Here is a 25,448-nt window from a genome sequence, read left to right as displayed (position 1 = left end):
CACGTCAATGGTTCGGGCAGGCCGCCGCGGGGCCGGCGGGGCGCAGGTGACGGCCTTTCGGATCCCGGCACGCGGGCGGAGATGTTCCGCCGACGGAGCGCCGGAGGTTACCGTTCGGTAGACGACGACGTCCCGGAGGTACCGTATGACGCCCGATCGCGCCGCAGGCCTCGCGGAGACGGCCCGCGCACTCGCCGAGGGCGAGGTGTCCGCCCGGACGCTCGTCGAGCAGGCCCTGACCCGCATCGAGGCAACCCAGGGCACCCTGAACGCCTTCCGCGTCGTGCGGGCCGAGGCCGCGCTCGCCGAAGCCGACGCGGCGGACCGGGAGTTGGCCCGCGGGGTACGCCGTCCGCTGCTCGGGGTGCCGGTCGCCGTCAAGGACGACATGGACGTCGCGGGCGAACCGACCGCGTTCGGGTGCGCCGGCCCCCACGCGCCCGTGGCCGAGGACGGGGAGGCGGTGCGGCGGCTGCGGGCCGCCGGCGCGGTGATCGTCGGCAAGACCAACACCTGCGAGTTCGGGCAGTGGCCGGTCACCGAGGGGAGCGCCTTCGGCGCCACCCGCAACCCCTGGCACCTCGGCCACACCCCGGGCGGCTCCTCCGGCGGATCGGCCGCCGCGGTGGCGGCCGGACTGGTCCCGGCCGCGCTCGGCTCGGACGGCGCCGGTTCGGTGCGCATCCCGGCCGCCTGGACCCATCTGGTCGGCGTCAAGCCGCAGCGTGGCCGGGTGTCGACCTGGCCGCGCGGCGAGTCGTTCCAGGGAATCACCGTCAACGGGACGCTCGCCCGCACCGTCGCCGACGCGGCCCTGCTGCTGGACGCGGCCGCTGGCAACCACGCGCGCGACCCGCACCGACCGCCCGCCGTGGACGCCTCGGCCGCCGTCGGCCGTGACCCGGGCCGGCTGCGCATCGCGCTCGCCCTGAGGCCGCCGTTCACCGCACTGCCGGCCCGGCCCGATCCCGAGGTGCGGGCCCGGGTCGTCGAACTCGCCGAGAGACTGGCCGGGGCGGGGCACTTCGTCGAGGAGGCCGACCCGCCGTACGGACCCATCGGGCTCACCTTCGTCCCGAGGGCCACCGCCGGCATCGCGGAACGCGTCGCCGAGGCGCCCCACCCCCAACTGCTCGACCCGCGCACCCTGGGCGCCGCCCGGCTGGGCCGGCTCCTGGGCGGGCCACCGCTGCGCGCGGCGCGGCGCGCGGAGGCCGTACTGCGGCGCCGTGTCGGACGCTTCCTCACCTCGTACGACGTGATCCTCGCCCCGACCACGGCCGCGCCCCCGCCACGCGTCGGCGCCCTGACCGGGCTCGGCGGCTTCGCCACCGACCGCGCGGTGATCCTCGCGTGCCCGTACGCCTGGCCGTGGAACGTGCTGGGCTGGCCCGGGGTGAACGTCCCGGCCGGGTTCACCGCGGACGGGCTGCCGGTCGGCGCACAGTTGCTCGGCCCCGCGAACAGCGAGCCCCTGTTGCTGTCGCTGGCCGCGCAACTGGAGGCCGGTGAGCGGTGGTTCGAGCGCTGGCCGGCCAGGCTGACGGCGGTGTGAGCTCGGGGCGTCCGCCTTCGGCGGCCTCGGCAGCGCGGTGCCGCACGACGGGCGGACGGCATGGCCGACCTGTTCCCGAAGGTCCGCACGATGGGCCGGACCGGGCTGGGGTCGGCGCGCCGGCCGCCGGGGTCGAGGGAACGGAACGGGCGGGCGGGGAGAGCGAGTTCACCTCCCGGCGGCGGGCCGTGGCGGCCGGGGCCGTGCCCGCCCGCGAGGCGGCGGGCGGGCCGACCGCGCGGCGGCGGGCGGTGGCCGAGGCGCGACCCCCCGCGCCCGGTCACGGGGGCAGCCCTTAGGGTGCCCCCGTGACCGCGTTTACCGATGGATACGTCCCGGGCCGTTCCGGCCCCACCGCGACCACCGAGGCCGAACCCCGCGAGGTCGGCCAGGTGCGCACCGAGTACTCGCCCGTACGCGACGGCGACCCCGACCCCGGGGAGATCGTGTGGACCTGGGTGCCCTATGAGGAGAACGACGGCCGCGGCAAGGACCGCCCGGTGCTCGTCGTCGCCCGCGAGGTGGCCGGCACCTTCCTCGCCGTACAGCTCTCCAGCAAGCGGCACGACGGCGACCGGGAGTGGGTGGCGATCGGCAGCGGGCCCTGGGACCGGTCGGGGCGGGATTCCTGGGTCGACGTGGACCGGGTGCTGCGGCTCCACGAGGACGGCATGCGCCGCGAGGCCTGCGCCCTGGACCGCGGCCGCTTCAACCTGGTCCGCAACCGGCTCCGGGAGCGCTACGGCTGGAGTTGAGACCGACAGCCCGGGACGATGTCCCGGGCCCGGGACGCGACGGCGCGGCCGCGCTCCCTGCCGGGTCCGGCCGCAGCCGGGTCCGCCGCGCCCGGACCCCACCGCGGCCGGCGCCCACGCTGATCGGACCGGCGCCGCCGCGGTCCGGTGCTCCGGCGTGGCCCAGCCCCTAGTCGGTGAGCCGGGGCTCCGGGAACGCGTGGGCGAAGGCGGCGCGCACCACGGCGCCCCGCGTCCGGTCCAGCACCCCGAACACCACGTGCTCGAAGGTGCCCGCGAAGCGGCCGCCGGGGGCCAGCGGGGCGCGGAATGCGGCCGCGACCTGCGCGGGGTCGTTGCGGAAGACCCCGCAGCCCCAGGCGCCGAGGACCAGCCGCCGGTAGCCGTGCGCTGCGGCGGTCTCCAGCACCCGCTCGGCCCGCACGGCCAAGGCGCGCGGCAGCTCGGGCGCGCGCTCCGGCATCGTCCGCAGCACCACGCCGGCGTTCGGCGCGGCAGCCGTCAGGAAGCCCGCCGTGTACGGCTCGTCGAGCAGCCGCCCGCGGTCGTCGCGGAATACCGGCACGGCCGGTGAGTGGATCACGCGGTCGGTGTAGAACGGGTCGCGGTGGGCCCGGTGGTGGTCGTAGAAGCGGCGGGCCTCCAGCAGGCACGTGTACAGCGCGGAGGAGCGGCACAGGGCCTCCTCCTGCGCCTGGGCGCCGTTGAGGTAGCCGCCGCCGGGGTTGCGGGCGGAGGCGAAGTTCAGCACCGCGACCGGTTCGCCGGCGAGCCGGCGGGCGGCCTCGGTGCTGCTCTCGGCGGTGACCTCCACCCCGGTGGTGACGGATGGTGACGCGGGGACCCGTACCGGTCCCGGCCCCACCATCCGCGTCCCCTCCCGTGCGGCGCGGATCGCCGCCGCGAGCACGACCTCGCCCCCGTCGGAGCGGCGATATCCCCCCGCCGCCACGATCTGCTCGGTCTCCCGTGCGATGTCGCGCAGCCGGCCGCTCATGGCGCCACCCCCGTGGATGCCATGGGCGCGCGCTCCCCCGTCGTGCTCATGAACGCATCGTGAGCGATCCTGGACATGCGGTGCAACAGAGTTTCCCGGACCCTCGACCCCACGAAACCGCCGGGGAACGGACAGGAAGGACGGATGTGACGGGTCCGGAATGCACCGTTGTGCACCCTTGTGCGAATCGGCACGAGGGTCTTGGGTGGGACGGGTGTGCCTCACCCGGGCCCGGGCGACGGCCCATCGCGACCCATGGAGGATCCCGACATGTCCGATTCCGCGCGTGACTGTACGGAGCCCCGCACCGCGCTGACCGAGGCGGAGGTGGAGGCGTTGGTCCGGGGCATCTGCTTCAAGACCGGCCCTCCGCGCACCCTCGGTGTCGAGGTGGAGTGGCTGGTCCACGAGCGGCGCCGTCCGTGGGACCCGGTGGCACCCGAACGACTCGAAGCGGCCTACGCCGCGCTGCGGAACGTACCCCTGAGTTCGGCGCTCACCGTCGAGCCCGGCGGCCAGCTGGAACTCAGCTCGTCGCCCGCCTCCTCGCTGACCGGCTGTGTCACCGCGGTCGCCGCCGACCTCGCCGCCGTCCGCGCCGTCCTGCGGGAGCGGGACCTGGCCCTCGCCGGGATCGGCACGGATCCCTGGCACCCTCCCCGCCGGTTCCTGCGCCAGCCGCGCTACGACGCCATGGAGGCGTGCCTGGACCGCACCGGCCCGGCCGGGCGCGCCATGATGTGCACCTCGGCCTCCGTGCAGGTCTGCCTGGACGCCGGGCACGAGGAGCCGGGCCCGCTGGGGCACACACGGCGCTGGTGGCTCGCGCACACCCTCGGCGCGGTCCTGGTGGCGGCCTTCGCCAACTCCCCGCTGCTGGGCCACCGGCCCACCGGATGGCGTTCCACCCGGCAGTTGCTGTGGACGGAGATCGGCGCCGGGCGCGCGGGCGCACCCGCCCTGGACGGCGATCCGCGCACCGCCTGGGCCCGGCACGTGCTGGACGCCCCGGTGATGTGCGTACGCCGCCGGTCCGGCCCGTGGGAGGTGCCCGACGGGCTGACCTTCCGGGAGTGGATCCGGAACGGCTCGCCGACCCGCGCCGACCTCGACTACCACATCACCACCCTGTTCCCGCCGGTCCGCCCCCGCGGCCATCTGGAGCTGCGCATGATCGACGCGCAGCCCGGCGAGGACGGCTGGATCGTGCCGCTGGCGGTGACGGCCGCCCTGTTCGACGACCCGGCCGCCTCCGAGACCGCGTACCGCGCCGTGAAGCCGCTGGCCGAACGCGCGCTCGGCGAGCCGGCCCCGCACAATCCACTGTGGCGGGACGCCGCCCGGTACGGCCCGGCCGATCCGGAGCTGCGGGAGGCCGCCGTCACCTGCTTCGCCGCGGCCCTCGACGCCCTGCCCCGGCTCGGCGCGGGACGTGCGGTCCTGGACGCCGTGGCGGCGTACCAGGACCGCTATGTCCTGCGCGGCCGCTGCCCCGCCGACGATCTGCTCGACCGCCTGCGCGGCACGTCCGGTCGCGCGCACGGGAAGGACATCCGCCCATGACCGAGCCCGCCTTCGACGCCGAGTCCCTGCGCGAGCAGGCGCTCACCACCCTGACCACCGCACGCGCGCGCACCACCCTGCTGACCAGTTGCGTCGAGGACCCGGACCTGACCGCCCAGCACTCACCGCTGATGTCCCCACTGGTGTGGGACCTGGCCCACATCGGCAACCAGGAGGAGCAGTGGCTGCTGCGCGCGGTCGGCGGTCGGGAGGCGATGCGCCCGGAGATCGACAGCCTCTACGACGCCTTCGAGCACCCGCGCGCCGAGCGGCCCTCGCTGCCGCTGCTGCCGCCGGAGGAGGCCCGCACGTACGCCGCCGAGGTGCGCGGCCGGGTCCTGGACGTGCTGGCCTCGGCCGACTTCCACGGCACCCGGCTGACCGAGGCCGGGTTCGCCTTCGGCATGATCGCCCAGCACGAGCAACAACACGACGAGACCATGCTGATCACCCATCAGCTGCGCCGGGGCCCGCAGGCCCTGACCGCGCCCGACCCCGACCCCGCACCGCTGTTCACGGGACCGTCCGAAGTCCTGGTGCCCGGTGGGCCGTTCAGCATGGGCACCTCCGCCGAGCCGTGGGCGCTGGACAACGAGCGCCCCGCCCACCAGGTCGACGTGGCGCCCTTCCACATCGACACCACCCCGGTGACGAACGGCGCCTACCAGGCGTTCATCGAGGACGGCGGCTACGACGACGAGCGCTGGTGGACGCCGGAGGGCTGGGCGCACGTGCGGCGTGCCTCGCTGCACGCGCCGCTGTTCTGGCGCCGCGACGGCAGGCAGTGGCTGCGCCGCCGGTTCGGCGTCACCGAGGTGGTGCCACCCGACGAGCCGGTGCTGCACGTGTGCTGGTACGAGGCGGACGCCTACGCCCGCTGGGCGGGGCGCCGGCTGCCCACCGAGGCCGAGTGGGAGAAGGCGGCCCGGTTCGACCCGGCGACGGGGGGCTCGATGCGCTACCCGTGGGGCGACGCGGACCCGGCGCCCGAGCACGCCAACCTGGGCCAGCGTCATCTGCGTCCGGCCCCGGCGGGCAGCTATCCGGCCGGCGAGTCGCCGCTCGGCGTACGGCAGTTGATCGGTGACGTCTGGGAGTGGACGGCGAGCGACTTCCTGCCCTATCCGGGGTTCCGGGCGTTCCCGTACAAGGAGTACTCGGAGGTGTTCTTCGGCCCCGACTACAAGGTGCTGCGCGGCGGTTCCTTCGCGGTGGACCCGGTGGCGTGCCGGGGCACCTTCCGCAACTGGGACCATCCGGTCCGGCGGCAGATCTTCTCCGGCTTCCGCACCGCACGCTCGGGGTCCGTCTGATGTGCCGTCATATCGCTTACGTGGGCGACGCGGAGCCGCTCGGGCGGTTGCTGGTCGAGCCGCCGCACGCCCTGTACCGGCAGTCCTGGGCGCCCCGGCGGCAGCGGTACGGCACGGTCAACGCCGACGGGTTCGGTGTGGGCTGGTACGCCGAGGGCGACCCGGTGCCGGCCCGCTACCGCCGGGCCGGGCCGGTGTGGGCCGACCTGTCCTTCGCCGATCTGGCCCGGGTCGTACGGACCGGGGCCCTGCTGGCCGCCGTACGGGACGCCACCCTGGCGGGGGCCGACGCGGAGGCCGCTGCGGCCCCCTTCGCCGCGGGGCGGTGGCTGTTCAGTCACAACGGCGCGGTGCCCGGCTGGCCGGGATCCCTCGCGCCCCTCGTACCCGCGCTGTCTCCGGCCGACCTGCTGTCCATGGAGGCCAGAAACGATTCGGCGTTCGTGTGGGCGCTGCTCCTGGCCCGGCTGCGAGCGGGCGACGAGGCGGGGCGCGCCATGGCCGACACGGTGCGGGAGGCCGCCGCGGCGGCTCCCGGCGCACGCCTCAACCTGCTGCTCACCGACGGCGAGACGATCACCGCGACGGCCTGGGGCGACACCCTGTGGTGGTTCGCCGAGCCCGGCCGGCGCGCGGTGGTGGCCTCCGAACCCTACGACGACGACCCCGCCTGGCATGAGGTCCCCGACCGCACGCTGCTCACCGCCAGCCGCACCGAGGTGTCGCTCAGCCCGCTGAAGGATCCCGAGGACCCGGCACCAGCACCACGCAAGGAGCCCCGTACGTGAGTCCGTTCCATGTCACCCGTACCCTGCCCGAGGACGCCACGGATGCCGCGCTGCGCGCCGATGTGCAGCACGGCCTGACCACGAGTCCGAAGACCCTGCCGCCGAAGTGGTTCTACGACGCGCACGGCAGCGAACTCTTCGAGCGGATCACCGAGTTGCCGGAGTACTACCCGACGCGCGCCGAGCGGGAGATCCTGCTGGACCGCGCGGACGAGGTCGCCGCGGCCTCCGGTGCCCGCACCCTGGTCGAGCTGGGTTCGGGCTCGTCGGAGAAGACCCGTCTCCTCATCGACGCGCTGACCGGCCTGCGGGCCTATCTGCCGGTCGACGTCAGCGAGAGCGCCCTCACCCAGGCCGGCCGGGCCCTGGCCGCCGAGCGGCCCGGGCTGGAGGTCCACGCCCTGATCGCCGACTTCACCCGGCCGCTGCGGCTGCCCGACGCGCCGGGGCCGCGCCTGGTGGCCTTCCTCGGGGGCACGATCGGCAACCTGCTGCCCGCGGAGCGGGCCGCGTTCCTCGCCTCGGTGCGCGCCCTGCTCGCGCCGGGCGACGCGCTGCTGCTGGGCACCGACCTGGTCAAGGACGAGGCGGTGCTGGTGCGGGCGTACGACGACGCGGCCGGGGTGACGGCGGCGTTCAACAAGAACGTCCTCACCGTCATCAACCGCGAGCTGGGCGCCGACTTCGATCCTGGCGGCTTCGAGCACGTGGCCCTGTGGGACGCCGACGCCGAGTGGATCGAGATGCGGCTGCGGGCCCGCACCGCGCAGACCGTGAAGGTGCCGGCGCTGGGCCTGGCCGTCGACTTCTCGGCGGGCGAGGAACTGCGCACGGAGGTGTCGGCGAAGTTCCGGGAAGCCGGGGTGCGCACCGAACTGGCCGCCGCCGGACTGGCACTGACCCACTGGTGGACGGACGCGGCGGGTCGCTTCGCGCTGTCGCTCAGCACGGTGCGCTGACGTCCGTCCGCGGCTGTCCGGTCCGCCGGGTGAGCTGCCCGTCACCGGGTCCGCTCACCCTGCGGACACCCGCAGCGCCTCCGTGATCCGGCCGGAGGCGCGGCGGGCCTCGGTCAGGGGGTCGGCTCCGGCGAGCACCTTCGTCATGTACGTCTTGATGGGGTTGTCGGACTCGACGGCGGCCCACTCGGGTGTGCTGGGGGTCGCCCGGCCGCGCGCGGCTCCCGCCGCCATGGCCGCGGCTCCCTCCTCGCCGGCGACGGCCTCGGCCAGACCGGCCTTGTTCGGCACGTAGTTCATGGTGCGGGCCAGTTCGGTGTTCCACTTCTCGCCGGTGAGCGCGGCGACCACGGCGATGGCGCCCTCGCGCTCGTCCGTGTCGCGCGGGATGATCAGGTCGGACCCGCCGGTGAAGACGGGGCCGGGCGCACCGGCGGTGCGGCCGGGGACGGGGAAGAAGCCCAGTTTGCCGTCGAGGCCGGGGTTCTGCCGTACGACGGCCTGGGCCGCACCGGGCACGGCGATGATCTGTGCGACCTCTTCGGAGGCGAACACCCCTGCCTGGGGCGGGTGTTCCTCGTCGGCGTCGGCCGGGCCGTCCCCGAGGGCCTGCAGCCGCCGGTAGAAGTCCATGCCGCGCAGCGCGGCCGGGCTGTGCAGGGCGCCCTGCCAGCGGCCGCCCTCCTCGGTGGCGAGTTCCCCGCCCTCGTCCCAGACGAAGCCGGCCAGCGTGTACCAGTCCTGTCCGGCGAGGTAGATCCCCTGGGTGTCTCCGGTGTCGAGCCGTTCGGTGAGGTCGAGCCACTCCTCGCGGGTGCGCGGCGGGGCGTCGACGCCGGCCCGGGCGAAGAGGTCCTTGCGGTAGACGACCACCCGGTTGGCGGCGTACCAGGGGATGCCGTACTGGTGGTTGCGGAGCTGTCCGGGTTCGGCGAGGCCGGGCAGCCAGTCGGCGCCGCCCCAGTCGCGCGCCGACTCCAGGGTCAGGTCGAGGAGCCGGCCGTGGTCGACGTAGCGGGGTACCTGGGTGTTGCCGACCTCGATCACGTCCGGCGCTCCCGCTCCGTCGTCACCGTCCCCACCGTCCTCGTCGCCGTCGGCGCCCGCCTTGTCGCCGGCCAGGACCTGGTCGACCTTCTCCCCGATGCCGGTCCATTCCTGGATGCGGATGTCGAGGTCGATGTGGGTGTGGTCGCGTTCGAAGTCCTCGGTGAAGCGGTCCAGGAACTCCTGCGAGGCGCTGCCCTTCATCAGCCAGACCGTGACGGTGTGCCGGTCGGTGCCCGTCGGCAGGACACCGCAGGCGGTGAGGAGGGAGGCGGACACGCATACGAGGGCGAGGAGGCGACGTCTCACGGGGGTCCTTGTTCTGGCCTGGAGGACAGGGGTGCGGGGCCCGACGTGGGGGACGAGCGCGGTGCTCGAACGGGTGGGCTGGATTTTGGTATGGACCAATCGGAAGGTCAAGGGTTACCGAGGGTCGCCGCCCGACGTCTCGCGGGAGGCCGCAGGTTGGGGCACGGTGGAGTGACGTGTGACACAGGGCGTGTGACACGGGAGAGGAGCACTCCATGTCGAACCACACCTACCGGGTCACCGAGATCGTCGGCACCTCGCCGGACGGGGTCGACCAAGCCATCCGCAACGGCATCACGCGGGCGTCGCAGACGCTGCGCAATCTGGACTGGTTCGAGGTGACCCAGGTACGGGGCCAGTTGGAGGACGGCGACATCGCCCACTGGCAGGTGGGCCTGAAGGTGGGCTTCCGCCTGGAGGAGACGGACTGAGCCCGCGCGGCCCTCAGGTCCGCCCCTCCCCCTCCTGAGCCTGCCGCAGGGCGCCGGACGGCCTGGCCCAGTCCGCCCGCACGACGGTGAAACCGGCGCGCTCGGCGTCATCGCATACCAGCGGGTCGTCGTCCACCAGGACGCGCACCTCACGTGTGCGGGCGAGCCGGCGCAGGATGTCCAGCTTGGTGCGCCGGGCCGGCCGGCGGTCGTCGTCGCGGCGCATGTACACCGGCCCCTCGGGCAGCCCGTGCCCGCTGAGCCAGGCCAGGGTGTCGGGCCGGCAGCGCTCGGGGCGTCCGGTCAGGTAGACGACCTCGCACTCGCGGGCCCTGTCCACCGCGAGGGCGATGCCCTCGGCGAGCGGCGGGTCCTGGGGCGCGGCCGCGAAGAAGGCGTTCCAGTCGCGGGGGCGGCGCTCCAGGAACCGCTGGCGGTGCGCTGTGTCGGCGAGGGTGTTGTCCAGATCGAACACGGCGATCGGCCGCTTGGCGCTGTCGGTCACAAGGCCCACCCTATGGGGGGACGCCCGCCACGCCCCGCGCGTGCCGGTCACCGTCGACGGCGTGCACCGCCCGGTCCCGCAGCACTTGGCCGGCGTCTACGAGCGCGGTCCGCCGCGGCCCCGGAGCGCGACCGGGCTCGTGATTCCCGGCGGGCGGCCGCCGGGAATCACGAGCCCGTGCCGCTGTTGAACCCGTCATGAGTTCCGCGATCGCCACGACCCGCTTCTCCGTCCTCGACCGCTCCCGCGTGCGCGAGGGGCGCCCCCCCGGCGAGGCGCTGCGGGAGACGGTGGGGTTCGCCCGGGAGGCGGAGGCGCTGGGCTATCACCGGTTCTGGGTGTCGGAGCACCACGGCGTGCCCGGGGTCGCCGGTTCCGCCCCGACCGTGCTGGCCGCCGCCGTGGCCGGGGCCACCCGCGCCATCCGGGTGGGCACCGGCGGCGTGATGCTGCCCAACCACCGGCCGCTGGTGGTGGCCGAGCAGTTCGGGGTGCTGGAGTCCCTGTTCCCGGGCCGGATCGACATGGGACTCGGTCGCTCGGTGGGTTTCACGACCGGCGTGCGCCGGGCGCTCGGCCGCGACAAGGGCGCCGCCGAGGACTTCGCCGCACAGGTCGAGGAGCTGCTCGGGTGGTTCAGTGGCACCTCCACCACCGGTGTCCACGCGCGGCCCGCCGAAGGGCTGGCCGTGCCGCCGTTCGTGCTGGCGATGGGCGAGGGCGCCGGCATCGCCGCCCGCGCCGGACTGCCGATGGTCATCGGGGACCTGCGCGACCGCGACCGGCTGCGGCGCGGCATCGACGGCTATCGCGCCCGGTTCCGCCCCTCCCCCTGGGCCGCCGAACCGTACGTCGTCGTCTCCGGTACCGTCGCGGTCGCCGAGAACCCCGAGGCGGCCCGGCGGATCCTCGTCCCCGAGGCGTGGTCGACGGCGTACGCGCGCACCCACGGCACCTTCCCCCCGCTGCGGCCCGCCGAGGACATCGAGCGGCTTTCGATGACCCACAGGGAACGCGAGCTGTACGAGGCCGCGCTCACCGGTCACATCACCGGCACCGAGGAGCAGGTCGCCGACGAGCTGGAGACCCTGCTGAAGGAGACGGGCGCCGACGAGGTCCTGGTCACCACCAGCACCCATGACCGCGGGGCGCTGCTGGACTCGTACCGGCGGCTGGCCGGCCTCGTGCGCCGGAGCCGGACCGCGCGGTGATGAATTCGAGGACCCGCAGCTCACGGCCGGTCGGGAGTTGTTCCCCGTCATGCACAGCTCCCCGCGCCCCCTTACCAGGTCACGCGGCTTCGCGCGCCCCGCGACGCCGCGGGTGGCGGGTCGTCGGCGGGGCGACGGGCTGTCGGTGCGGTCCGGGGCGCGCGGACGTGTCCTCGCCGGGCGCGCGGTTCGTCGCGGCGCCTCCGGTGACGGCGCGCTGGGCCGCTTCCGCCAGAGCGCGGCGGGACCGGTGGGCGCCCGGGGGGATCGTGGGGCGTATGTCGGCCTCGGCGACCAGGTCGCGGGCGGTGACCACCCGCCACACCGAGGTGAGCAGGGTGTCGTCGCCGAGGAAGGCGGGCAGGGTGGTGGCCGGGCCGTCGCCGAGCCGGTAGCGGATGCGGACCGGCTGGACGGGGACGCCCGCGTCGAGGGCGGCCTGGAAGGCCGCCCGCCGGAAGCGGCCCTGGGCGCGCCCGCACCAGGTGCTGCCCTCCGGGAAGACCCCGACCGCCGCACCGGACCGCAGGGCGTCGGTGAGGCGGGCGACCGTGCCGGGCAGGGCGCGCAGCCGGTCCCGGTCGATGAACAGCGCCCCGCCGCGCTGGGCGAGCGGCCCCGCGAGCGGCCAGTCGCGGATCTCCTTCTTGGCCAGCATGCGCGCCGGGCGCACGGCCGCCAGCAGCGGGATGTCCAGCCAGGACACGTGGTTGGCGACCAGCAGCAGCCCGCCGGTGTCCGCAGCGGCGCCGGTGATCCGGACGCGCAGGCCCGCGGCCCGCACGATGCTCCGGCTCCAGGCACGCACCCACCGGGCGGGGAGGTGCCCGCCGAACGGTGCCAGCGCGATCCCGGCGAGCAGCAGCAGGAGTACGGCGGTGAGGCGGGCCACCGCCCGGGGCGCGGCCCCGGCCCGGCGCGCCGGGTCCAGGCACGCCCGTGGGGTGCAGGGCGCGGTGGGCAGCCAGCCGCTCATCGGCCGGTGGCGGGGACGAGGGAGAGGAAGTGCCGCAGATAGCGCGCGTTGACCCGGCGCATCGACAGCAGCACGTACAGGTCGGCGACCCCGAAGTCCGGGTCGTGGGCGGGCTCGCCGCAGACCCAGGCTCCGAGGCGGAGGTAGCCCCGCAGCAGTGCGGGCAGTTCGGCGGGGGCCGCCGGCGCGGACGCCTCCGCCGGGAGCCACGGCAGCCGGGGGCGCACCCGGAACTCCTCCGGCGCCAGGTGCTTGGCACGGACCCGGTTCCAGGTCGCGGCGGCGAGGGCGCCGCCGTCGGCGAGCGGCAGGGAGCAGCAGCCGGCCAGCCACTCGTGACCGCCGTCCACCATGTAGCGGGCGATGCCGGCCCAGATGAGGCCGATGACGGCGCCGTCGCGGTGGTCGGGGTGGACGCAGGAGCGGCCGACCTCGACCAGGTCCGGGCGGATCGCCGCGAGCGGGCCGAGGTCGAACTCGCCCTCCGAGTACAGCCGTCCGGCGACCGCGGCGCGCTCCGGCGGCAGCAGTCGGTAGGTGCCGACGACCTGTCCGGTCGTCGTGTCGCGGACCAGCAGGTGGTCGCAGTAGGCGTCGAAGGCGTCGACGTCGAGGCCGGGCTGCGGGGTGGTGAGCAGGGCTCCCAGCTCCCCGGCGAACACGTCGTGCCGCAGCCGCTGGGCGGCGCGCACGTCGTCCTCGTCGCGGGCGAGGGTGACGGTGTAGCGGGTGGGGGCGACGCTCTGCTGGGGACGGTCGAGGGTCGAAACGCCGGTCATGGCTGCTCCTGGTCACGGTCCTGGGGCGGCGAGCGGTGCCGCCGCTCCAGTTGTGCCGACGCCGGTTGGCGGGCATGTGACCGTGGCCGGGAGGGGGGATGTGGGGTTGTTGAACGGCGCGGGCACCGGCCGGCCGGGGTCGGCGCTTCGGGGCGCGGGGCGGCGAGGGGCACCGGCAACGAGACGGGGCCGGGGATGAGCACCACTCCCGGCCCCGCCCGCCCGCCGTCGGTGGCGAACGCCTCGCGCGTGGCGGCTACCGCTTCGCCGCCTTCCGGGTGGCACGCAGCCACTCCCTGTTCATCTGGGTGATCGACATCAGGGGGATGTCCTTGGGACAGGCGGTCGCGCACTCGCCCGCGAGGGTGCAGCCGCCGAAGCCCTCCTCGTCCATCCGCGCCACCATGTCCAGCACCCGGGTCTCGCGCTCGGGCGCGCCCTGCGGCAGCACGTTGAGGTGGTTGACCTTCGCCGAGGTGAACAGCATCGCCGCGCCGTTCGGGCAGGCCGCCACGCACGCCCCGCAGCCGATGCACTCGGCGTGCTCGAACGCGTGGTCGGCGTCGGGCTTGGGCACCGGTGTGGCGTGGGCCTCGGGTGCGGCTCCGGTCGGGGCGGTGATGTAGCCGCCTGCCTGGATGATCCGGTCGAACGCGGACCGGTCCACGACGAGGTCCTTGATCACCGGGAAGGCGGCGGCCCGCCACGGCTCGATGTCGATGGTGTCGCCGTCCCGGAAGGATCGCATGTGCAACTGGCAGGTGGTGGTGCGCTCGGGGCCGTGCGCGTCACCGTTGATGACGAGGGAGCACGCGCCGCAGATGCCCTCGCGGCAGTCGTGGTCGAAGGCGACCGGGTCCTCGCCCTTGAGGATGAGTTCCTCGTTGAGCGTGTCGAGCATCTCCAGGAAGGACATGTCGGGCGAGACGCCGTCCACCTCGTACGTGGACATCGCGCCGTCGGCGTCGGCGTTCTTCTGCCGCCAGACGCGCAGGGTGAGCTTCATGCGTAGCTCCGCTGGGTGGGGTGGACGTACTCGAAGACCAGGTCTTCCCGGTGCAGCACGGGCGCCTCGCCGGTGCCGGTGAACTCCCAGGCGGCCGCGTACGCGAACCGGTCGTCGTTGCGGGCCGCCTCGCCGTCCGGGGTCTGGGACTCCTCGCGGAAGTGTCCGCCGCAGGACTCGGTGCGGTGCAGCGCGTCGAGGCACATCAGCTCGGCGAGTTCGAGGTAGTCGACGACGCGGTTGGCCTTCTCCAGGGACTGGTTGAACTCCTCGCCGGTCCCGGGGACCTTGACGCGCCGCCAGAACTCCTCGCGGATCTGGGGGATGCGCTCCAGCGCCTTGCGCAGGCCGGCGTCGCTGCGGGCCATGCCGCAGAACTCCCACATCAGTTCGCCGACCTCCCGGTGGAAGGAGTCGGGGGTGCGGTCGCCGTCGACGGCCAGCAGCAGGTTCAGCCGGTCGTGGGTCTCGGCGAGCACCTCCTGGACGACGGGGTGTTCGCCGGTGACCGTCTCCTGGTGCGGGTTGCGGGCGAGGTAGTCGTTGATCGTCGCCGGCAGCACGAAGTAGCCGTCGGCCAGGCCCTGCATCAGCGCGGACGCGCCGAGCCGGTTGGCGCCGTGGTCGGAGAAGTTGGCCTCGCCGATCGCGAACAGGCCGGGGATGGTGGTCTGCAGGTCGTAGTCGACCCACAGGCCGCCCATCGTGTAGTGCACGGCCGGGTAGATCCGCATCGGGACCTCGTACGGGTCCTCGTCGGTGATCCGCCGGTACATGTCGAAGAGGTTGCCGTACCTGGCCTCGACGGCCTTGCGGCCCAGGCGTCGGACGGCGTCGGCGAAGTCGAGGTAGACGCCCTGGCCGCCGGGGCCGACGCCGCGGCCCTCGTCGCAGACGTTCTTCGCGGCGCGGGAGGCGATGTCGCGCGGGACGAGGTTGCCGAAGGACGGGTAGATGCGCTCCAGGTAGTAGTCGCGCTCCTCCTCCGGGATCTCGCTCGGCGGCCGGTGGTCGCCCTTGGCCTTCGGCACCCAGATACGGCCGTCGTTGCGCAGCGACTCGCTCATCAGCGTCAGCTTGGACTGGTGGTCGCCGGTGCGCGGGATGCACGTCGGGTGGATCTGGGTGAAGCAGGGGTTGGCGAAGTACGCGCCGCGCCGGTGCGCCCGCCACACGGCGGTGGCGTTGGAGTTCATGGCGTTGGTCGACAGGTAGAAGACGTTGCCGTAGCCGCCCGAGGCCAGTACGACGGCGTCCGCGAAGTAGGTGTCGATCCTGCCGGTGATCAGGTCCCGGGCGACGATGCCGCGGGCCCGCCCGTCGACGACGATCAGGTCGAGCATCTCGGTGCGCGGGTGCATCTCGACGTTGCCCGCGGCGATCTGCCGGGACAGTGCCTGGTAGGCGCCGAGCAGGAGTTGCTGGCCCGTCTGGCCGCGGGCGTAGAAGGTGCGGGAGACCTGGACCCCGCCGAAGGAGCGGGTGTCGAGGAGGCCGCCGTACTCGCGGGCGAAGGGCACGCCCTGGGCGACGCACTGGTCGATGATCTCCACGGAGATCTGCGCGAGGCGGTGCACGTTGGACTCTCGGGCGCGGAAGTCACCGCCCTTGACGGTGTCGTAGAACAGCCGGTGGACCGAGTCGCCGTCGTTGCGGTAGTTCTTCGCCGCGTTGATGCCGCCTTGTGCGGCGATGGAGTGGGCGCGGCGCGGGGAGTCCTGGTAGCAGAACTGAACGACGTGGTAGCCCTGTTCGGCGAGGGTGGCACCGGCCGAACCGCCGGCCAGGCCGGTGCCGACGACGATGACGGTGTGCCCCCGCCGGTTGGCGGGGTTGACCAGCTTGGCCTCGAAGCGGCGCTTGTCCCAGCGCTCGTGGATCGGGCCGGCCGGGGCCTTGGTGTCCGTGACCGCTTCGCCGGTCGTGTAGTCGGTGTAGGGCATGTCAGCTCACCACTCCGGTCATGACGCCCACGGGGACGGCGACGAAGCCGGCCGTGAGCAGCAGCGCGAGGACGTTCGCGACGGTCTTCAGGGCGCGGTCGCGGCGGCGGCTGCCGACGCCGAGGGTCTGCGCGGCGCTCCAGAAGCCGTGCCGGACGTGCAGGCCGAGGGCGAGCATCGCGACGATGTAGACGACGTTGCCGTACCAGGTGGAGAAGGTGTCCACGACGTTCTGGTACGGGTGGCCCTCCTGGAAGCCGCCGGTGTGCACGGTGCCGGTGGTCAGGTCCAGGACGTGCCAGACGATGAACAGGCCGAGAATGATCCCGCCCCAGCGCATGGTGCGCGTGGCGTAGCTCGCCCGGGGCTTGCGGTGCACGTACCTGCCGGGGCGCGCCCGGAGGTCGCGGCGGCTGAGCTGGTAGGCGGAGACGGCGTGGGCGACGACCGCGACGATCAGCACGACGCGGACCAGCCACAGCGTCCACTCGTAGTGCATGAACGGTTCGCCGACGGTGCGCAGCCAGTGCCCGTAGTGGTTGAACTCCTCGGCCCCGAAGAAGATCTTCAGGTTTCCGATCACATGGGCGACCAGGTACAGCAGCATGATCACACCGCTGACGGCCATGACCGTCTTCTTGCCGACGGTGGAGTCCCACACGGTGCGTGCCATGGACGGCCGTCGGTCCGTCCGCGTTGCCAGTGCCATGGGACGAGACGGTAGGGCCGAACGGCCCCATCGGTCCAAGACATGGTCCAGCTCGTTTCCATAGCTGTTCCCTATGGTCCCTCTATGATGGGCGGGTGCAGTTCCAGCAGCTCCAGTACTTCGTCGCGGTGGCCGAGACCCGGCACTTCACCCGGGCCGCCGAGCTGGTGCACGTCGCCCAGCCGTCGCTGTCGCAGCAGATCAGGACCCTGGAACGGGATCTCGGCGCGGATCTGTTCCTGCGGGCCCGCGGCAACATCACCCTGACCGACGCGGGCGAGGCGCTGCTGCCACTGGCGCGGCGGATCCTCGCGGACGCCGAGACGGCCCGCTACGAGGTGCGGGAGCTGGTGCAGCTGCGCGGCGGGCGGGTGCGGCTCGGGGCGACGCCGAGTCTGTGCACGGGCCTGCTGCCGGATGTGCTGCGGGCCTTCCACGACCGGTACCCCGGCGTGCAGCTGATGATCGAGGAGTCCGGCTCCCACGACCTGGTGCGGGAGCTGGCCCGCGGGGCACTGGACCTGGCGCTCGTGGTGCTGCCGCTGCCGACGCCCTCGCCGGCGCTGACCACCGTGGAGCTGCTGCGGGAGGACCTGGTGGTGGTGTCCTCACCGGAGGCACCCCGGCCGGGGCGCGGGCGGCGTGCGGTGCGGATCGCCGATCTGGAGGGTGAGCGGCTCGTGATGTTCCGGCACGGCTACGACCTGCGGGAGCTGACCGTCGCCGCGTGCCGTTCCGCGGGGTTCGAACCGGCTTTCGCGGTGGAGGGCGGCGAGATGGACGCGGTGCTGGGTTTCGTACGGGCCGGGCTGGGGATGGCCGTCGTACCGCGCATGGTGGCCGCGCGGTCCGGTCGCGGGCTGCGAGTGACACCGCTGGCCCGGCCGGGACTGCACCGCACGATCGCCCTGGCGCACCGCAGCGACGTGGCTCCGCCACGGGCGGCGCGGGAACTGCAGCGGATGCTGCTCGAACGCTGAGGGGCCGTCGCTGCCCGGCACCGTGCACAGGCGCTCCTCGCCGGGCCCCGCCTCCGGACGGTGTCTTCCCGCACCGACCCGCAGCACCGGCGCCCGGCGCCGACCCGCAGCACCGGCGCCCGGCGCCGACCCGCAGCTCCGGCTCCCGGCTCGTCGAGCCTCGGCGCCCACCCGCTCGGCGTGGTCCCGGCACCGGGCGCATCACGCGGCGCGGCCGCGCCCGCCTACGGCCCCGCGCGCCTTCCGGGGTCAGCCGGTGGCGTCCGCCAGGGCGAGTTCGTGCAGGCGCTCCGGGGGGCCGGGCCGGGCGTAGTACCAGCCCTGGGCGGTGTCGCAGCCCAGTATCCGCAGCTGCTCGGCCTGCGCTCCCGTCTCCACACCCTCCACGGTCACCGCGAGGTCGAGGCTGTGCGCGAGGGAGACGATCCCCTCCACGATCTTGAGGTCGACGGGGTCGGCGGGGAACTGCTGCATGCCCTGGGTGAAGGAGCGGTCCAGCTTGAGCACGCTGACCGGCAGGCGGCGCAGGTTGGCGAGGTTGGAGTAGCCGGTGCCGAAGTCGTCGAGGGCGATGTCCACGCCCATCTCCGCCAGCCGGCGCAGGGGCTTGAGCAGATCGTCGTCGGCGCCGATCAGGGCCGACTCGGTGACCTCCAGGCACAGGGCGCGCGGTTCGACCCCCGTGCGTTCGAGGATGTCGACCGTGTCCTGGACCAGGCCGGGGTGGGTGAGCTGGCAGGGCGAGAGATTGACGTTGATGCGCAACGGGCCGCTCTGCGCGGTGCGTTCCTGCCACTCCTTCGCCTGGCGCACCGACTGCTCCAGTACCCAGCGGCCCAACGGAACGATCAGACCGGTGTGTTCGGCGAGCGGGATGAACCGGTCGGGGCCGAGCACGCCGTGCTGCGGATGCAGCCAGCGCACCAGCGCCTCCGCACCGCGCACACTGCCGTCGCCGAGGTGGACCAGCGGCTGGTACTCGATGAAGAACTCGCCGCGCTCCAGCGCGGTCGGCAGCGCCGTCGTCAGACCGTGGCGGGTGATCGCCCGGGCGTCGGCCTCCGGGTCGGCCAGCTCGAAGCGGTTGCCGCCCGCCGACTTGGCCCGGTACATGGTGATGTCGGCGCTGCGCAGCACCTCGGCCGCGCTGCGCTCGCCCGCCGCGCCCTCCACGATGCCGATGCTGCCGCGCACGGTCAGCTCGCGGCCGTCGATCCGCACCGGCGCTACCAGGGCGTTCATGATGCGCGCCGCCAGTTCGTCCACCTCGCTGCGGGCCTGCGGTCCGGTGGTGAGCGCCACGAACTCGTCGCCGCCCAGTCGCGCCACCATCTCCCCCGGCGCGGTCGCGCAGGACTGAAGCCGGTCGGCCACCTCCACGAGCAGCCGGTCGCCGGCCGCGTGGCCGAGGCTGTCGTTGATGGTCTTGAACCCGTCCAGGTCGAGGTAGCAGAGCCCGAAGCGCTGTCCCTCCCCGGCGCCCAGGACCTTCTCCAGCCGCTCGAAGAACAGGGTGCGGTTGGGCAGGCCGGTGAGCGCGTCGTGGGTGGCCTCGTAGCGCAGCCGGAGGTTGAGCAGCCGGCGCTCGGTGGTGTCCTCCATCAGCGCCAGCTGGTACTGCGGGTTGCCGTCGGCGTCCCGCAGCAGGGAGACCGTCAGGTTGGTCCACAGGACCGTTCCGTCCGGGCGGTAGAACGCCTTCTCCACGTGGTAGTGCTCGCGTTCGCCGCTCACCAGCTCGTCGTAGAGCTTCCAGACCTGCGGGGCGTCCTCGGCGTGCGTCCAGTCCGTGACGTTGCGGCCCCGCAGGATCTGCTCGGAGCCGCCGAACATGCGCAGCAACGCCCCGTTCACCTCCAGGACATGGCCGGACAGGTCGGCGATGGCGATGCCTATGGCCGCGCCCTCGAACACCGCCCGGAACCGCGCCTCACTGGCGTGAAGGGCCTGCGCCACCACGCCCTGGGCCTGCAGCGCGGCCCGGGCGATGGTCTCCTGCTCGGCCAGCGTCCGCTCGCGCAACCGCTGCGCGAACCCGGCGGCCATGGCGTGCTGCAGCCGGGAGGAGCGGGTGCGCAGGTCCTCCAGCACGCGCTCGCCCGGGGGCCGCTCCGCCGGCGAACCGCTCTCTCCGGCACCGTCCTCGCCGCAGTAGAGCACCAGGTAGGCGTCCACGCAGTCGAGCGCGCGGCTGAGCGCCTCCGGGTCGGTGCAGTGCGCGCCCACCAGGGCGGCACCCACCGCCCGGCCTTCCTCCGCGTCGAAGGTCCGCGCGAGCAGCGCCTCGCGCAGCCGCCGGGCGAGCGGCAGCAACAACGCCTCGAACTCCGGCCGGGTCAGCGACGTCGAGGTCACCGGGAACACCGCCCGGCTCCAGATCGTCGCGAACCGGCGCAGTCTGTCCTCCGGACCGTCCGGCTCCGCGCTCACGCCGTGATCCCCACGCCGGCGAAACCGGAGAAGGCATACGGATCCTCGTCCTCCGGTGCCGTCTCCGGACGCCAGTGCGGCATCGGCACCAGTCCCGGTTCCACCATCTCGTACCCCTCGAAGAACCGCGCGACCTCGTCGCGCGAACGCATGATCAGTGGGTTGCGAATGTCCTTGTATACGTCCACCGCGCCCTCCGCCCGCCCGGGCGGGAGCGGGATTCCCTCGTACGAGGCATGCGTGAGGATCAGCAGGCTGCCGGGCGCGAGTGCGTCGCGCAGCCGTGCGACCGCCGTGTGCGGGTCGTCGTCGTCCGCCACGAAGTGCAGGACGGCGACGAGCAGCAGGGCGACCGGACGGTTCAGGTCGATCAGCCGCTCCACCTGAGGGCTGGTCAGAATGTCCTGGGGCTTGAGCAGATCGGCCGCGAGGACGTCCGCGGCGTCGTTGCCGGCCAGCACGGCCTGGCTGTGGGCCACCGCCACCGGGTCGTGGTCGACGTAGACGACGTGCGCTGAGGGGCTGGCGGCCTGGGCGACCTCGTGGACGTTGCCGAACGTGGGGATGCCCGAACCGATGTCCAGGAACTGGGTGATGCCCTGTCCCGCCGCGTACCGCACCGCGCGGCGGGTGAACGCCCGGTTCGCCTGCATGATCTTCGGCAGTCCCGGCATGAACTCCATCGCCTTGCGCGCCGCTTCGCGATCCACCTCGAAGTTGTGCGAACCACCCAGGAAGTAGTCGTAGATGCGCGAGACGCTAGGCACCGAGATGTCGATGCTCCGGGGGGCCCAGGCGGGACGCTCCATCTATCTCTCCAAGGCGTAGGCGATCCGGTGTTCGAGCTGAGGCTACTGATCGCCTGCCGAACGGGCGAGCGGAACCGGAAATTGACCATCCGTTCCCGGTCACCACCTGCGGCCGGTCCGGGCGCGGATACGCGTCCGCCCCCTCCGTGCGGCGCGGAGGGGGCGGACCGTGGGCCGGCGTCGGCGGGCAGTCGCGAGGATCAGCCCTGGGGAGGTGATCAGTTCTGCCCGGGCGCGCCGACCGGCTTGCCGTCGGGGCCCACGGCGAACCATGCGCCGCCGACTCCCTGGCCGTTGATGTCACCGGGCGCCTTGTCGCCCGCGAAGGTGTACAGCGGTACGCAGTCGATGGTCTGCTGCTTGAGGCCGTCGGGGCGCTTGAAGACGACGTAGCCGCGGTTGGCGGTGGACCCCTGAAGGTCGATGCCCTCGGTGTTCTTCGCGTCGACCGGCCCGACGACGGGCCACTTGTCGAGACACGCGCCGGTGCACGCGGTCTTCATGGGCCACTGGGAGTCCTTCATGAACCGGTAGACGGTCATGCCCTTGGCGTCGACGACGATGTCGCCGAGGTTCGGGTCGTTGCGCACCGAGAGTCCGGGCAGTTCGGCGGCCTTGGTCGCCTTCTTGCCGTCGGGTGCCATGGCGAACCACTTGTTGTTCACGCCCTGGCCGCTGATGTCACCGGCGTTCGCGTCCTTGGCGTAGTAGTAGGCGGGCCAGCCGCCGATGGTGAGCTGCTTGCTCCCGTCGGTGCGGGTGACCTCGCCGAGCAGCGACTTGTCGATGCCGTCGGCGGCCGAGACGTCGTCGGCGGGCACCGGCGGCCACGCGGTGGCGCACTGGCCGTCGCAGTTGGACTTCGGCGGCTCCGCCGTGTCCTGGTCGAAGCGGTAGAGCGTCTTGCCGCTGCCGTCGGTCAGGATCTTGCCCAGCTCGGCGTTCACGGTGACGGCCAGCTCTCCGGCGGTCCCGCCCTGCGCGCCGGTCCCGGGGCTCGCGCTCGCTCCGGCGCCGGCACCGGTTCCGGCCCCCGCGCCCACTCCGGTGATGCCGCCCGTGATACCGCCGGTCACCGGGGCCGTGGCGCCCACGTTCTGGCTGGCCGCCGAGCTGCCGCCTTCCTGACCGCACGCCGTCGTCAGCGCCAGCACGACCGCGGCACTCGCCACGAGAGAGGCGTTCCGCCAGGAGGTGTTCATCCTCAACTCCCCGATCTTCGCAAGGTGTTGCGGGCGCCCTGCTGCGCCGCCGCACGGCACTGGGTACGGACGGCGGGGGGCCGGGTGTTCAACGGCGGCGGGAATTCTTTTTCACCGCCACCGCTCCAGGCCCCTTTCGGCCCCCGCCACCCCCGTGCGCCGGGCACCCGCCACTCCCGCGTTCCGGGCCCCACCACATCCGGTAGTCGCTCCTCCGCCGCCACAGCCGCCTCGTACGTGCGTGCGCCTCCCGGGCCGTGGGAGCGCGCAACGATCAAACCCGTGCGCGTGGACTTCCTCCGATCGGGCCAATCCGGGCGCTGAGGCCGCCAGCGGCGCCGGGGAGACCGCATGATCTTGGTCGTGCATGCTCCCGAACCGATCCGACTCGCCTTCGTGACCCGGGCGTTGGTGGTGCTGGGCGCGGTCTGGACCCTGGTGGGCGCACCGGCCGGGGTGGCGGCCGCCGACGCCTGTGCCCATGCCTCGACCGGCCCGGGCGGTACCGAGGCGTGGGCCGTCGCGGGCGACGGCACCTGGCCGGCCCCGCCGTCGTGCCCGCCCCCGCCGCCGCCACCGTGCCCGGAGCCGACACCCACCCCCACACCGGACCCGCCCCCACCGCCCCCTCCCCCGCCGAAGCCGAGCCCCACACCCACCACCGCGCCGAAGCCCTCCGCACCAAAGCCGAGGAACCCGGCACCGAGGCCGGCGCCCACCCCCGAGCCGCCTCCCCCGCCGGCGCCCGCCACACCACCGGCCCGACTGGCACCCGCCCCGCCACCACCGCCACCACCACCGGCTCCCACGCCGACGCCCACCCCGCGCCCCGCCGCGAAGCCGGTGAGCTACCCGGCCTACCACGCCCCGCCGCCGAGGCGGCAGACGCGCCGCACCCCGTCGCCGCTCACCTACGTCCTGCTCATCACCGTGCCCGCCATCGCGGCCGTCGCCGCGCTGCGGCCGCGCTAGCCGCCGTACCAGGAGGCATCCCTTGCCAGAATGGCTTGTTCTGACCCTCGCTATGGCCGCCGTGGGCGCGGTGGTCATCGTCGTCACCCTCGTGCGGCACAAGCGGGCCGCCGAGGACGAGGACACCTCGGAGACCCCCGACGTCATCGAGTACATGACGATGTGGATCGGGGTGGTGTACGCCATCGTGCTGGGTCTGGCCATCGCGGGCGTCTGGGAGGCCCGCAGCGCCGCCGAGGACCACGTCCAGGCGGAGGCCCAGGCGCTGCACGAGATCTCGGAGCGGGTGCGGGTCTACCCGGCCGACGTACGTGAGCGCATTCGGGACGACGTCAACGCCTATGTCGGACACATCCTGACGAAGGAGTGGCAGTCGATGGCCGACACCGGGGAGGCGACGGACCGCGGCGACCAGCTCTTCCGGACCATCCGGGTCGACGTCACCGACTACGAGCCGCGCACGGACTTCGAGGCCCAGGCCTACCAGCCTCTGATGGACCAGGTCGCCGCCGCCGACCAGGCGCGCACCGCGCGGGCGGACTCGGCGGATCCGACGATGCCGGGCGTGGTGTGGTTCGGGCTGATCATCGGCGCAGTGGTCACCATCGGCATGGTGTTCGCGCTGCAGATCCGGCGCACGCCGCGGGAGCTGATCCTCGCCGGGCTGTTCTCCGCGCTCATCGCCTTCCTGCTGTTCCTGATCTGGGACTTCGACGCCCCGTACAGCCGGGGGATCACCGCGTCGCCGGAGCCGTTCACCCTGCTCTTCCCGCACATCGAGGGGTGAGGGGGGAGAGCGGGGCGGTAAGCGTGCGGAGGGCGACGTTCCCCTGTGCGGCCCACAGGTGTGCCCCATTCGCCCGACTGCGATCGCGGGGCCGCACACACGTTCCTTACGTTTCGGTCATCGAGGTGCATTTCCGACGCAAGCGGAACAGGTCCGCAGCTGCTCCTCGGGGACCGGAGGATTCACCATGCGCGCGATACGCGTCGCTTCGGCCGCACTGCTGGGCCTGACCGCCCTCACCTTGTCCGCACCGGCCGCCGTCGCCTCCGACGACGTCACGCCGTTCGGCTTCAGCGTCATGCCGTCGACCGTCGCGGCCGGCGGCCAGGTCACCCTGCACGTGAACCGGGACGGCGACGGCTGCAGGGGGCCCGTGACGGTGTCGTCGGCCGTCTTCGACACGGTGCGGATCCCGGCCAGGCACACCACGGCGACGGCGACCGTGGACCGGGACGCCCGTCCGGGGGCGGTCTACCTGGTCACCTTCGGCTGCGCGCGGGCGAGCGGGTCCACCAGCCTCACCATCGCGGGCGGCCACCCTCAGCCGTACCCACCGCACCGGGGCGTGCACGCCGGTGCGGGCGGCAGCATCGCCGGGTTCGACCTCAAGGAGATCGGCCTGGGCGCGGCGCTGGTCGCCGGGTCGCTGGGCGTGGCGTACCGCTTCGCGCGCGGGCGCGCGGGTGAGGGCGGAGCCTGACGACGGCGCCCGCTGAGAACGCTTCTCGGCCCGGTGAGCCGTCAGGCGCGGCGCTCGGAACGGCGCCGCATCCAGAACAGACCGCCGCCGAGGAGCGCCGCCGCGACGAGTCCGCCGCCGATGGCCATGTCGGTCGGCGTGGCCCCGCTGGAGCTGCTGCCGCCGAGACCTCCCTGGACACCACCGATGACGGTGAAGGCGGCCGGGCGGGTCAGCGTGCCCCGGTTGGTGCAGTTGACGGTGATGTCGTAGGAGCCGGGCCGGGCGTTGCTGTTGACCGTGGCGGTTCCCTTGGCGGTGTGGTTCGCGCCGTTGATGGGAGTCAGGGTGGTCGCCGGGAAGGCGTTCGACGTGGCGGTACCGCCCTGGGGGCAGTTGTCGACGGTGATGGTCAGCTGGCCGCCGCGGGCGATGACGCTGGGCAGGGCCACGATGTTGCTCGGGCCGGAGCGGCCCGGGCCGCCGGGCATGCCGTCGGCGACGGCGGCGGGGGCGGCGAGGCCGAGGACGGCCACCGCGGCGGCCGAGGCCGCCAAGGCACGAGTGGTTCGCATGTGATCCTCCGCGGAAGGCGCCCCGGGACCCGTCCCCGGTCGATCGGCGAGAAAGCACCTCCCGGATAGACCCTCAGATGCCGCGCGCGGGGCCGCATTTCGGGAATGGTCCGTCCTGGTGAGCCGACACACCGTACGAAATGCGCACTGTCGGATATCGTCGCAGGT

General features: G+C 73.6%; 24 protein-coding genes. 12 read left to right on the top strand and 12 right to left on the bottom strand.

The features are described 5' to 3' along the window. Positions 1-145: 145 nt before the first annotated feature. Together ACSLTV_RS24910 and ACSLTV_RS24905 are read left to right on the top strand one after the other, a co-directional pair. A complete protein-coding gene (locus ACSLTV_RS24910; RefSeq protein ID WP_432136716.1) occupies positions 146-1,555 on the top strand; it encodes an amidase in 1,410 nt (469 codons plus the stop codon). A 308-nt stretch (positions 1,556-1,863) separates the two neighbouring features. Next, positions 1,864-2,310 (top strand): type II toxin-antitoxin system PemK/MazF family toxin, encoded by a 447-nt coding sequence (locus tag ACSLTV_RS24905; protein ID WP_432136717.1) that lies wholly within the window; start codon positions 1,864-1,866, stop codon positions 2,308-2,310. A 169-nt stretch (positions 2,311-2,479) separates the two neighbouring features. Here the strand turns inward: ACSLTV_RS24905 and ACSLTV_RS24900 are convergent, their stop codons facing one another. Beyond that, on the bottom strand, positions 2,480-3,307 hold the full coding sequence (locus ACSLTV_RS24900; protein ID WP_435612920.1) for a TIGR02452 family protein: 828 nt from the start codon (positions 3,305-3,307) through the stop codon (positions 2,480-2,482). Positions 3,308-3,577: 270 nt separating this feature from the next. Here ACSLTV_RS24900 and egtA point away from each other — a divergent pair, with 270 nt between their 5' ends. Genes egtA through egtD form a run of 4 tightly spaced genes read left to right on the top strand, consistent with a single transcriptional unit; the run spans position 3,578 to position 7,930 of the window. Continuing rightward, positions 3,578-4,870 (top strand): ergothioneine biosynthesis glutamate--cysteine ligase EgtA, encoded by a 1,293-nt coding sequence (egtA, locus tag ACSLTV_RS24895; protein WP_435612919.1) that lies wholly within the window; start codon positions 3,578-3,580, stop codon positions 4,868-4,870. Next, the gene (gene egtB / locus ACSLTV_RS24890; RefSeq protein WP_435612918.1) at positions 4,867-6,183 is read left to right on the top strand and encodes an ergothioneine biosynthesis protein EgtB; all 1,317 of its coding nucleotides are present in this window, start codon (positions 4,867-4,869) and stop codon (positions 6,181-6,183) included. The genes egtA and egtB overlap by 4 nt, the downstream gene beginning before the upstream one ends. Beyond that, complete coding sequence (gene egtC / locus ACSLTV_RS24885; RefSeq protein ID WP_432136721.1) at positions 6,183-6,971, top strand: ergothioneine biosynthesis protein EgtC; 789 nt, start codon at positions 6,183-6,185, stop codon at positions 6,969-6,971. Before egtB ends, egtC begins: the two co-directional genes overlap by 1 nt. Continuing rightward, complete coding sequence (gene egtD / locus ACSLTV_RS24880; protein ID WP_432136722.1) at positions 6,968-7,930, top strand: L-histidine N(alpha)-methyltransferase; 963 nt, start codon at positions 6,968-6,970, stop codon at positions 7,928-7,930. The genes egtC and egtD overlap by 4 nt, the downstream gene beginning before the upstream one ends. 54 nt (positions 7,931-7,984) lie before the next feature. On the opposite strand, the gene ACSLTV_RS24875 is transcribed toward egtD, so the two are convergent. Next, a complete protein-coding gene (locus tag ACSLTV_RS24875) occupies positions 7,985-9,286 on the bottom strand; it encodes an extracellular solute-binding protein (RefSeq protein ID WP_435612917.1) in 1,302 nt (433 codons plus the stop codon). Positions 9,287-9,501: 215 nt separating this feature from the next. Between ACSLTV_RS24875 and ACSLTV_RS24870 the strand changes: the two genes are divergently transcribed. Then, entirely contained in the window at positions 9,502-9,717 is a 216-nt protein-coding gene (locus ACSLTV_RS24870) for a dodecin (protein WP_435612916.1), read from the top strand. 13 nt (positions 9,718-9,730) lie between these two features. On the opposite strand, the gene ACSLTV_RS24865 is transcribed toward ACSLTV_RS24870, so the two are convergent. Then, positions 9,731-10,222, bottom strand: a complete 492-nt coding sequence (locus ACSLTV_RS24865; protein ID WP_432136725.1) for an LNS2 domain-containing protein — start codon at positions 10,220-10,222, stop codon at positions 9,731-9,733. Positions 10,223-10,419: 197 nt separating this feature from the next. Here ACSLTV_RS24865 and ACSLTV_RS24860 point away from each other — a divergent pair, with 197 nt between their 5' ends. After that, positions 10,420-11,433 (top strand): LLM class flavin-dependent oxidoreductase, encoded by a 1,014-nt coding sequence (locus ACSLTV_RS24860; RefSeq protein ID WP_435612915.1) that lies wholly within the window; start codon positions 10,420-10,422, stop codon positions 11,431-11,433. Positions 11,434-11,512: 79 nt separating this feature from the next. Here ACSLTV_RS24860 and ACSLTV_RS24855 read toward each other — a convergent pair whose 3' ends face one another. The 5 genes from ACSLTV_RS24855 to ACSLTV_RS24835 all read right to left on the bottom strand — a co-directional run bounded on the left by ACSLTV_RS24855 (position 11,513) and on the right by ACSLTV_RS24835 (position 16,810). Beyond that, on the bottom strand, positions 11,513-12,409 hold the full coding sequence (locus ACSLTV_RS24855; RefSeq protein ID WP_435612914.1) for a lysophospholipid acyltransferase family protein: 897 nt from the start codon (positions 12,407-12,409) through the stop codon (positions 11,513-11,515). Continuing rightward, a complete protein-coding gene (locus ACSLTV_RS24850) occupies positions 12,406-13,188 on the bottom strand; it encodes a GNAT family N-acetyltransferase (protein WP_432136728.1) in 783 nt (260 codons plus the stop codon). The genes ACSLTV_RS24855 and ACSLTV_RS24850 overlap by 4 nt, the downstream gene beginning before the upstream one ends. Positions 13,189-13,444: 256 nt before the next feature. Beyond that, the gene (locus ACSLTV_RS24845; RefSeq protein WP_432136729.1) at positions 13,445-14,194 is read right to left on the bottom strand and encodes a succinate dehydrogenase/fumarate reductase iron-sulfur subunit; all 750 of its coding nucleotides are present in this window, start codon (positions 14,192-14,194) and stop codon (positions 13,445-13,447) included. Further along, positions 14,191-16,137: a fumarate reductase/succinate dehydrogenase flavoprotein subunit gene (locus tag ACSLTV_RS24840; RefSeq protein WP_435612913.1), complete on the bottom strand. Its 1,947-nt coding sequence runs from the start codon at positions 16,135-16,137 to the stop codon at positions 14,191-14,193. Before ACSLTV_RS24840 ends, ACSLTV_RS24845 begins: the two co-directional genes overlap by 4 nt. Before the next feature lies 1 nt (position 16,138). Next, a complete protein-coding gene (locus tag ACSLTV_RS24835) occupies positions 16,139-16,810 on the bottom strand; it encodes a succinate dehydrogenase (protein ID WP_432136793.1) in 672 nt (223 codons plus the stop codon). Between the two features lie 131 nt (positions 16,811-16,941). Here ACSLTV_RS24835 and ACSLTV_RS24830 point away from each other — a divergent pair, with 131 nt between their 5' ends. After that, positions 16,942-17,826 (top strand): LysR family transcriptional regulator, encoded by an 885-nt coding sequence (locus ACSLTV_RS24830; RefSeq protein ID WP_432136731.1) that lies wholly within the window; start codon positions 16,942-16,944, stop codon positions 17,824-17,826. A 249-nt stretch (positions 17,827-18,075) separates the two neighbouring features. Here ACSLTV_RS24830 and ACSLTV_RS24825 read toward each other — a convergent pair whose 3' ends face one another. The 3 genes from ACSLTV_RS24825 to ACSLTV_RS24815 all read right to left on the bottom strand — a co-directional run bounded on the left by ACSLTV_RS24825 (position 18,076) and on the right by ACSLTV_RS24815 (position 22,267). Then, positions 18,076-20,256 carry a putative bifunctional diguanylate cyclase/phosphodiesterase gene (locus tag ACSLTV_RS24825; protein ID WP_435612912.1) on the bottom strand — a complete coding sequence of 727 codons (2,181 nt, stop codon included), beginning with the start codon at positions 20,254-20,256 and terminating at the stop codon, positions 18,076-18,078. Then, a complete protein-coding gene (locus ACSLTV_RS24820; RefSeq protein WP_432136733.1) occupies positions 20,253-21,065 on the bottom strand; it encodes an SAM-dependent methyltransferase in 813 nt (270 codons plus the stop codon). Before ACSLTV_RS24820 ends, ACSLTV_RS24825 begins: the two co-directional genes overlap by 4 nt. Positions 21,066-21,283: 218 nt before the next feature. Beyond that, positions 21,284-22,267 carry an SCO0930 family lipoprotein gene (locus ACSLTV_RS24815; RefSeq protein ID WP_432136734.1) on the bottom strand — a complete coding sequence of 328 codons (984 nt, stop codon included), beginning with the start codon at positions 22,265-22,267 and terminating at the stop codon, positions 21,284-21,286. A 351-nt stretch (positions 22,268-22,618) separates the two neighbouring features. On the opposite strand from ACSLTV_RS24815, the gene ACSLTV_RS24810 reads away from it, so the two are divergent. From ACSLTV_RS24810 to ACSLTV_RS24800, 3 genes are all read left to right on the top strand, one after another. After that, complete coding sequence (locus ACSLTV_RS24810; protein ID WP_435612911.1) at positions 22,619-23,239, top strand: hypothetical protein; 621 nt, start codon at positions 22,619-22,621, stop codon at positions 23,237-23,239. 22 nt (positions 23,240-23,261) lie between these two features. Further along, entirely contained in the window at positions 23,262-24,026 is a 765-nt protein-coding gene (locus tag ACSLTV_RS24805; protein WP_435612910.1) for a DUF4239 domain-containing protein, read from the top strand. Between the two features lie 187 nt (positions 24,027-24,213). Continuing rightward, positions 24,214-24,726, top strand: coding sequence for a hypothetical protein (locus ACSLTV_RS24800; RefSeq protein WP_432136737.1), 513 nt, complete (start codon positions 24,214-24,216; stop codon positions 24,724-24,726). Positions 24,727-24,767: 41 nt separating this feature from the next. On the opposite strand, the gene ACSLTV_RS24795 is transcribed toward ACSLTV_RS24800, so the two are convergent. Then, positions 24,768-25,280: a hypothetical protein gene (locus tag ACSLTV_RS24795; protein WP_432136738.1), complete on the bottom strand. Its 513-nt coding sequence runs from the start codon at positions 25,278-25,280 to the stop codon at positions 24,768-24,770. Between the last annotated feature and the right edge of the window lie 168 nt (positions 25,281-25,448).

This window comes from Streptomyces sp. bgisy159, from assembly GCF_965341775.1.
Classification (GTDB): Bacteria; Actinomycetota; Actinomycetes; order Streptomycetales; family Streptomycetaceae; genus Streptomyces.
This window is presented reverse-complemented; position numbering and strand designations above follow the sequence as displayed.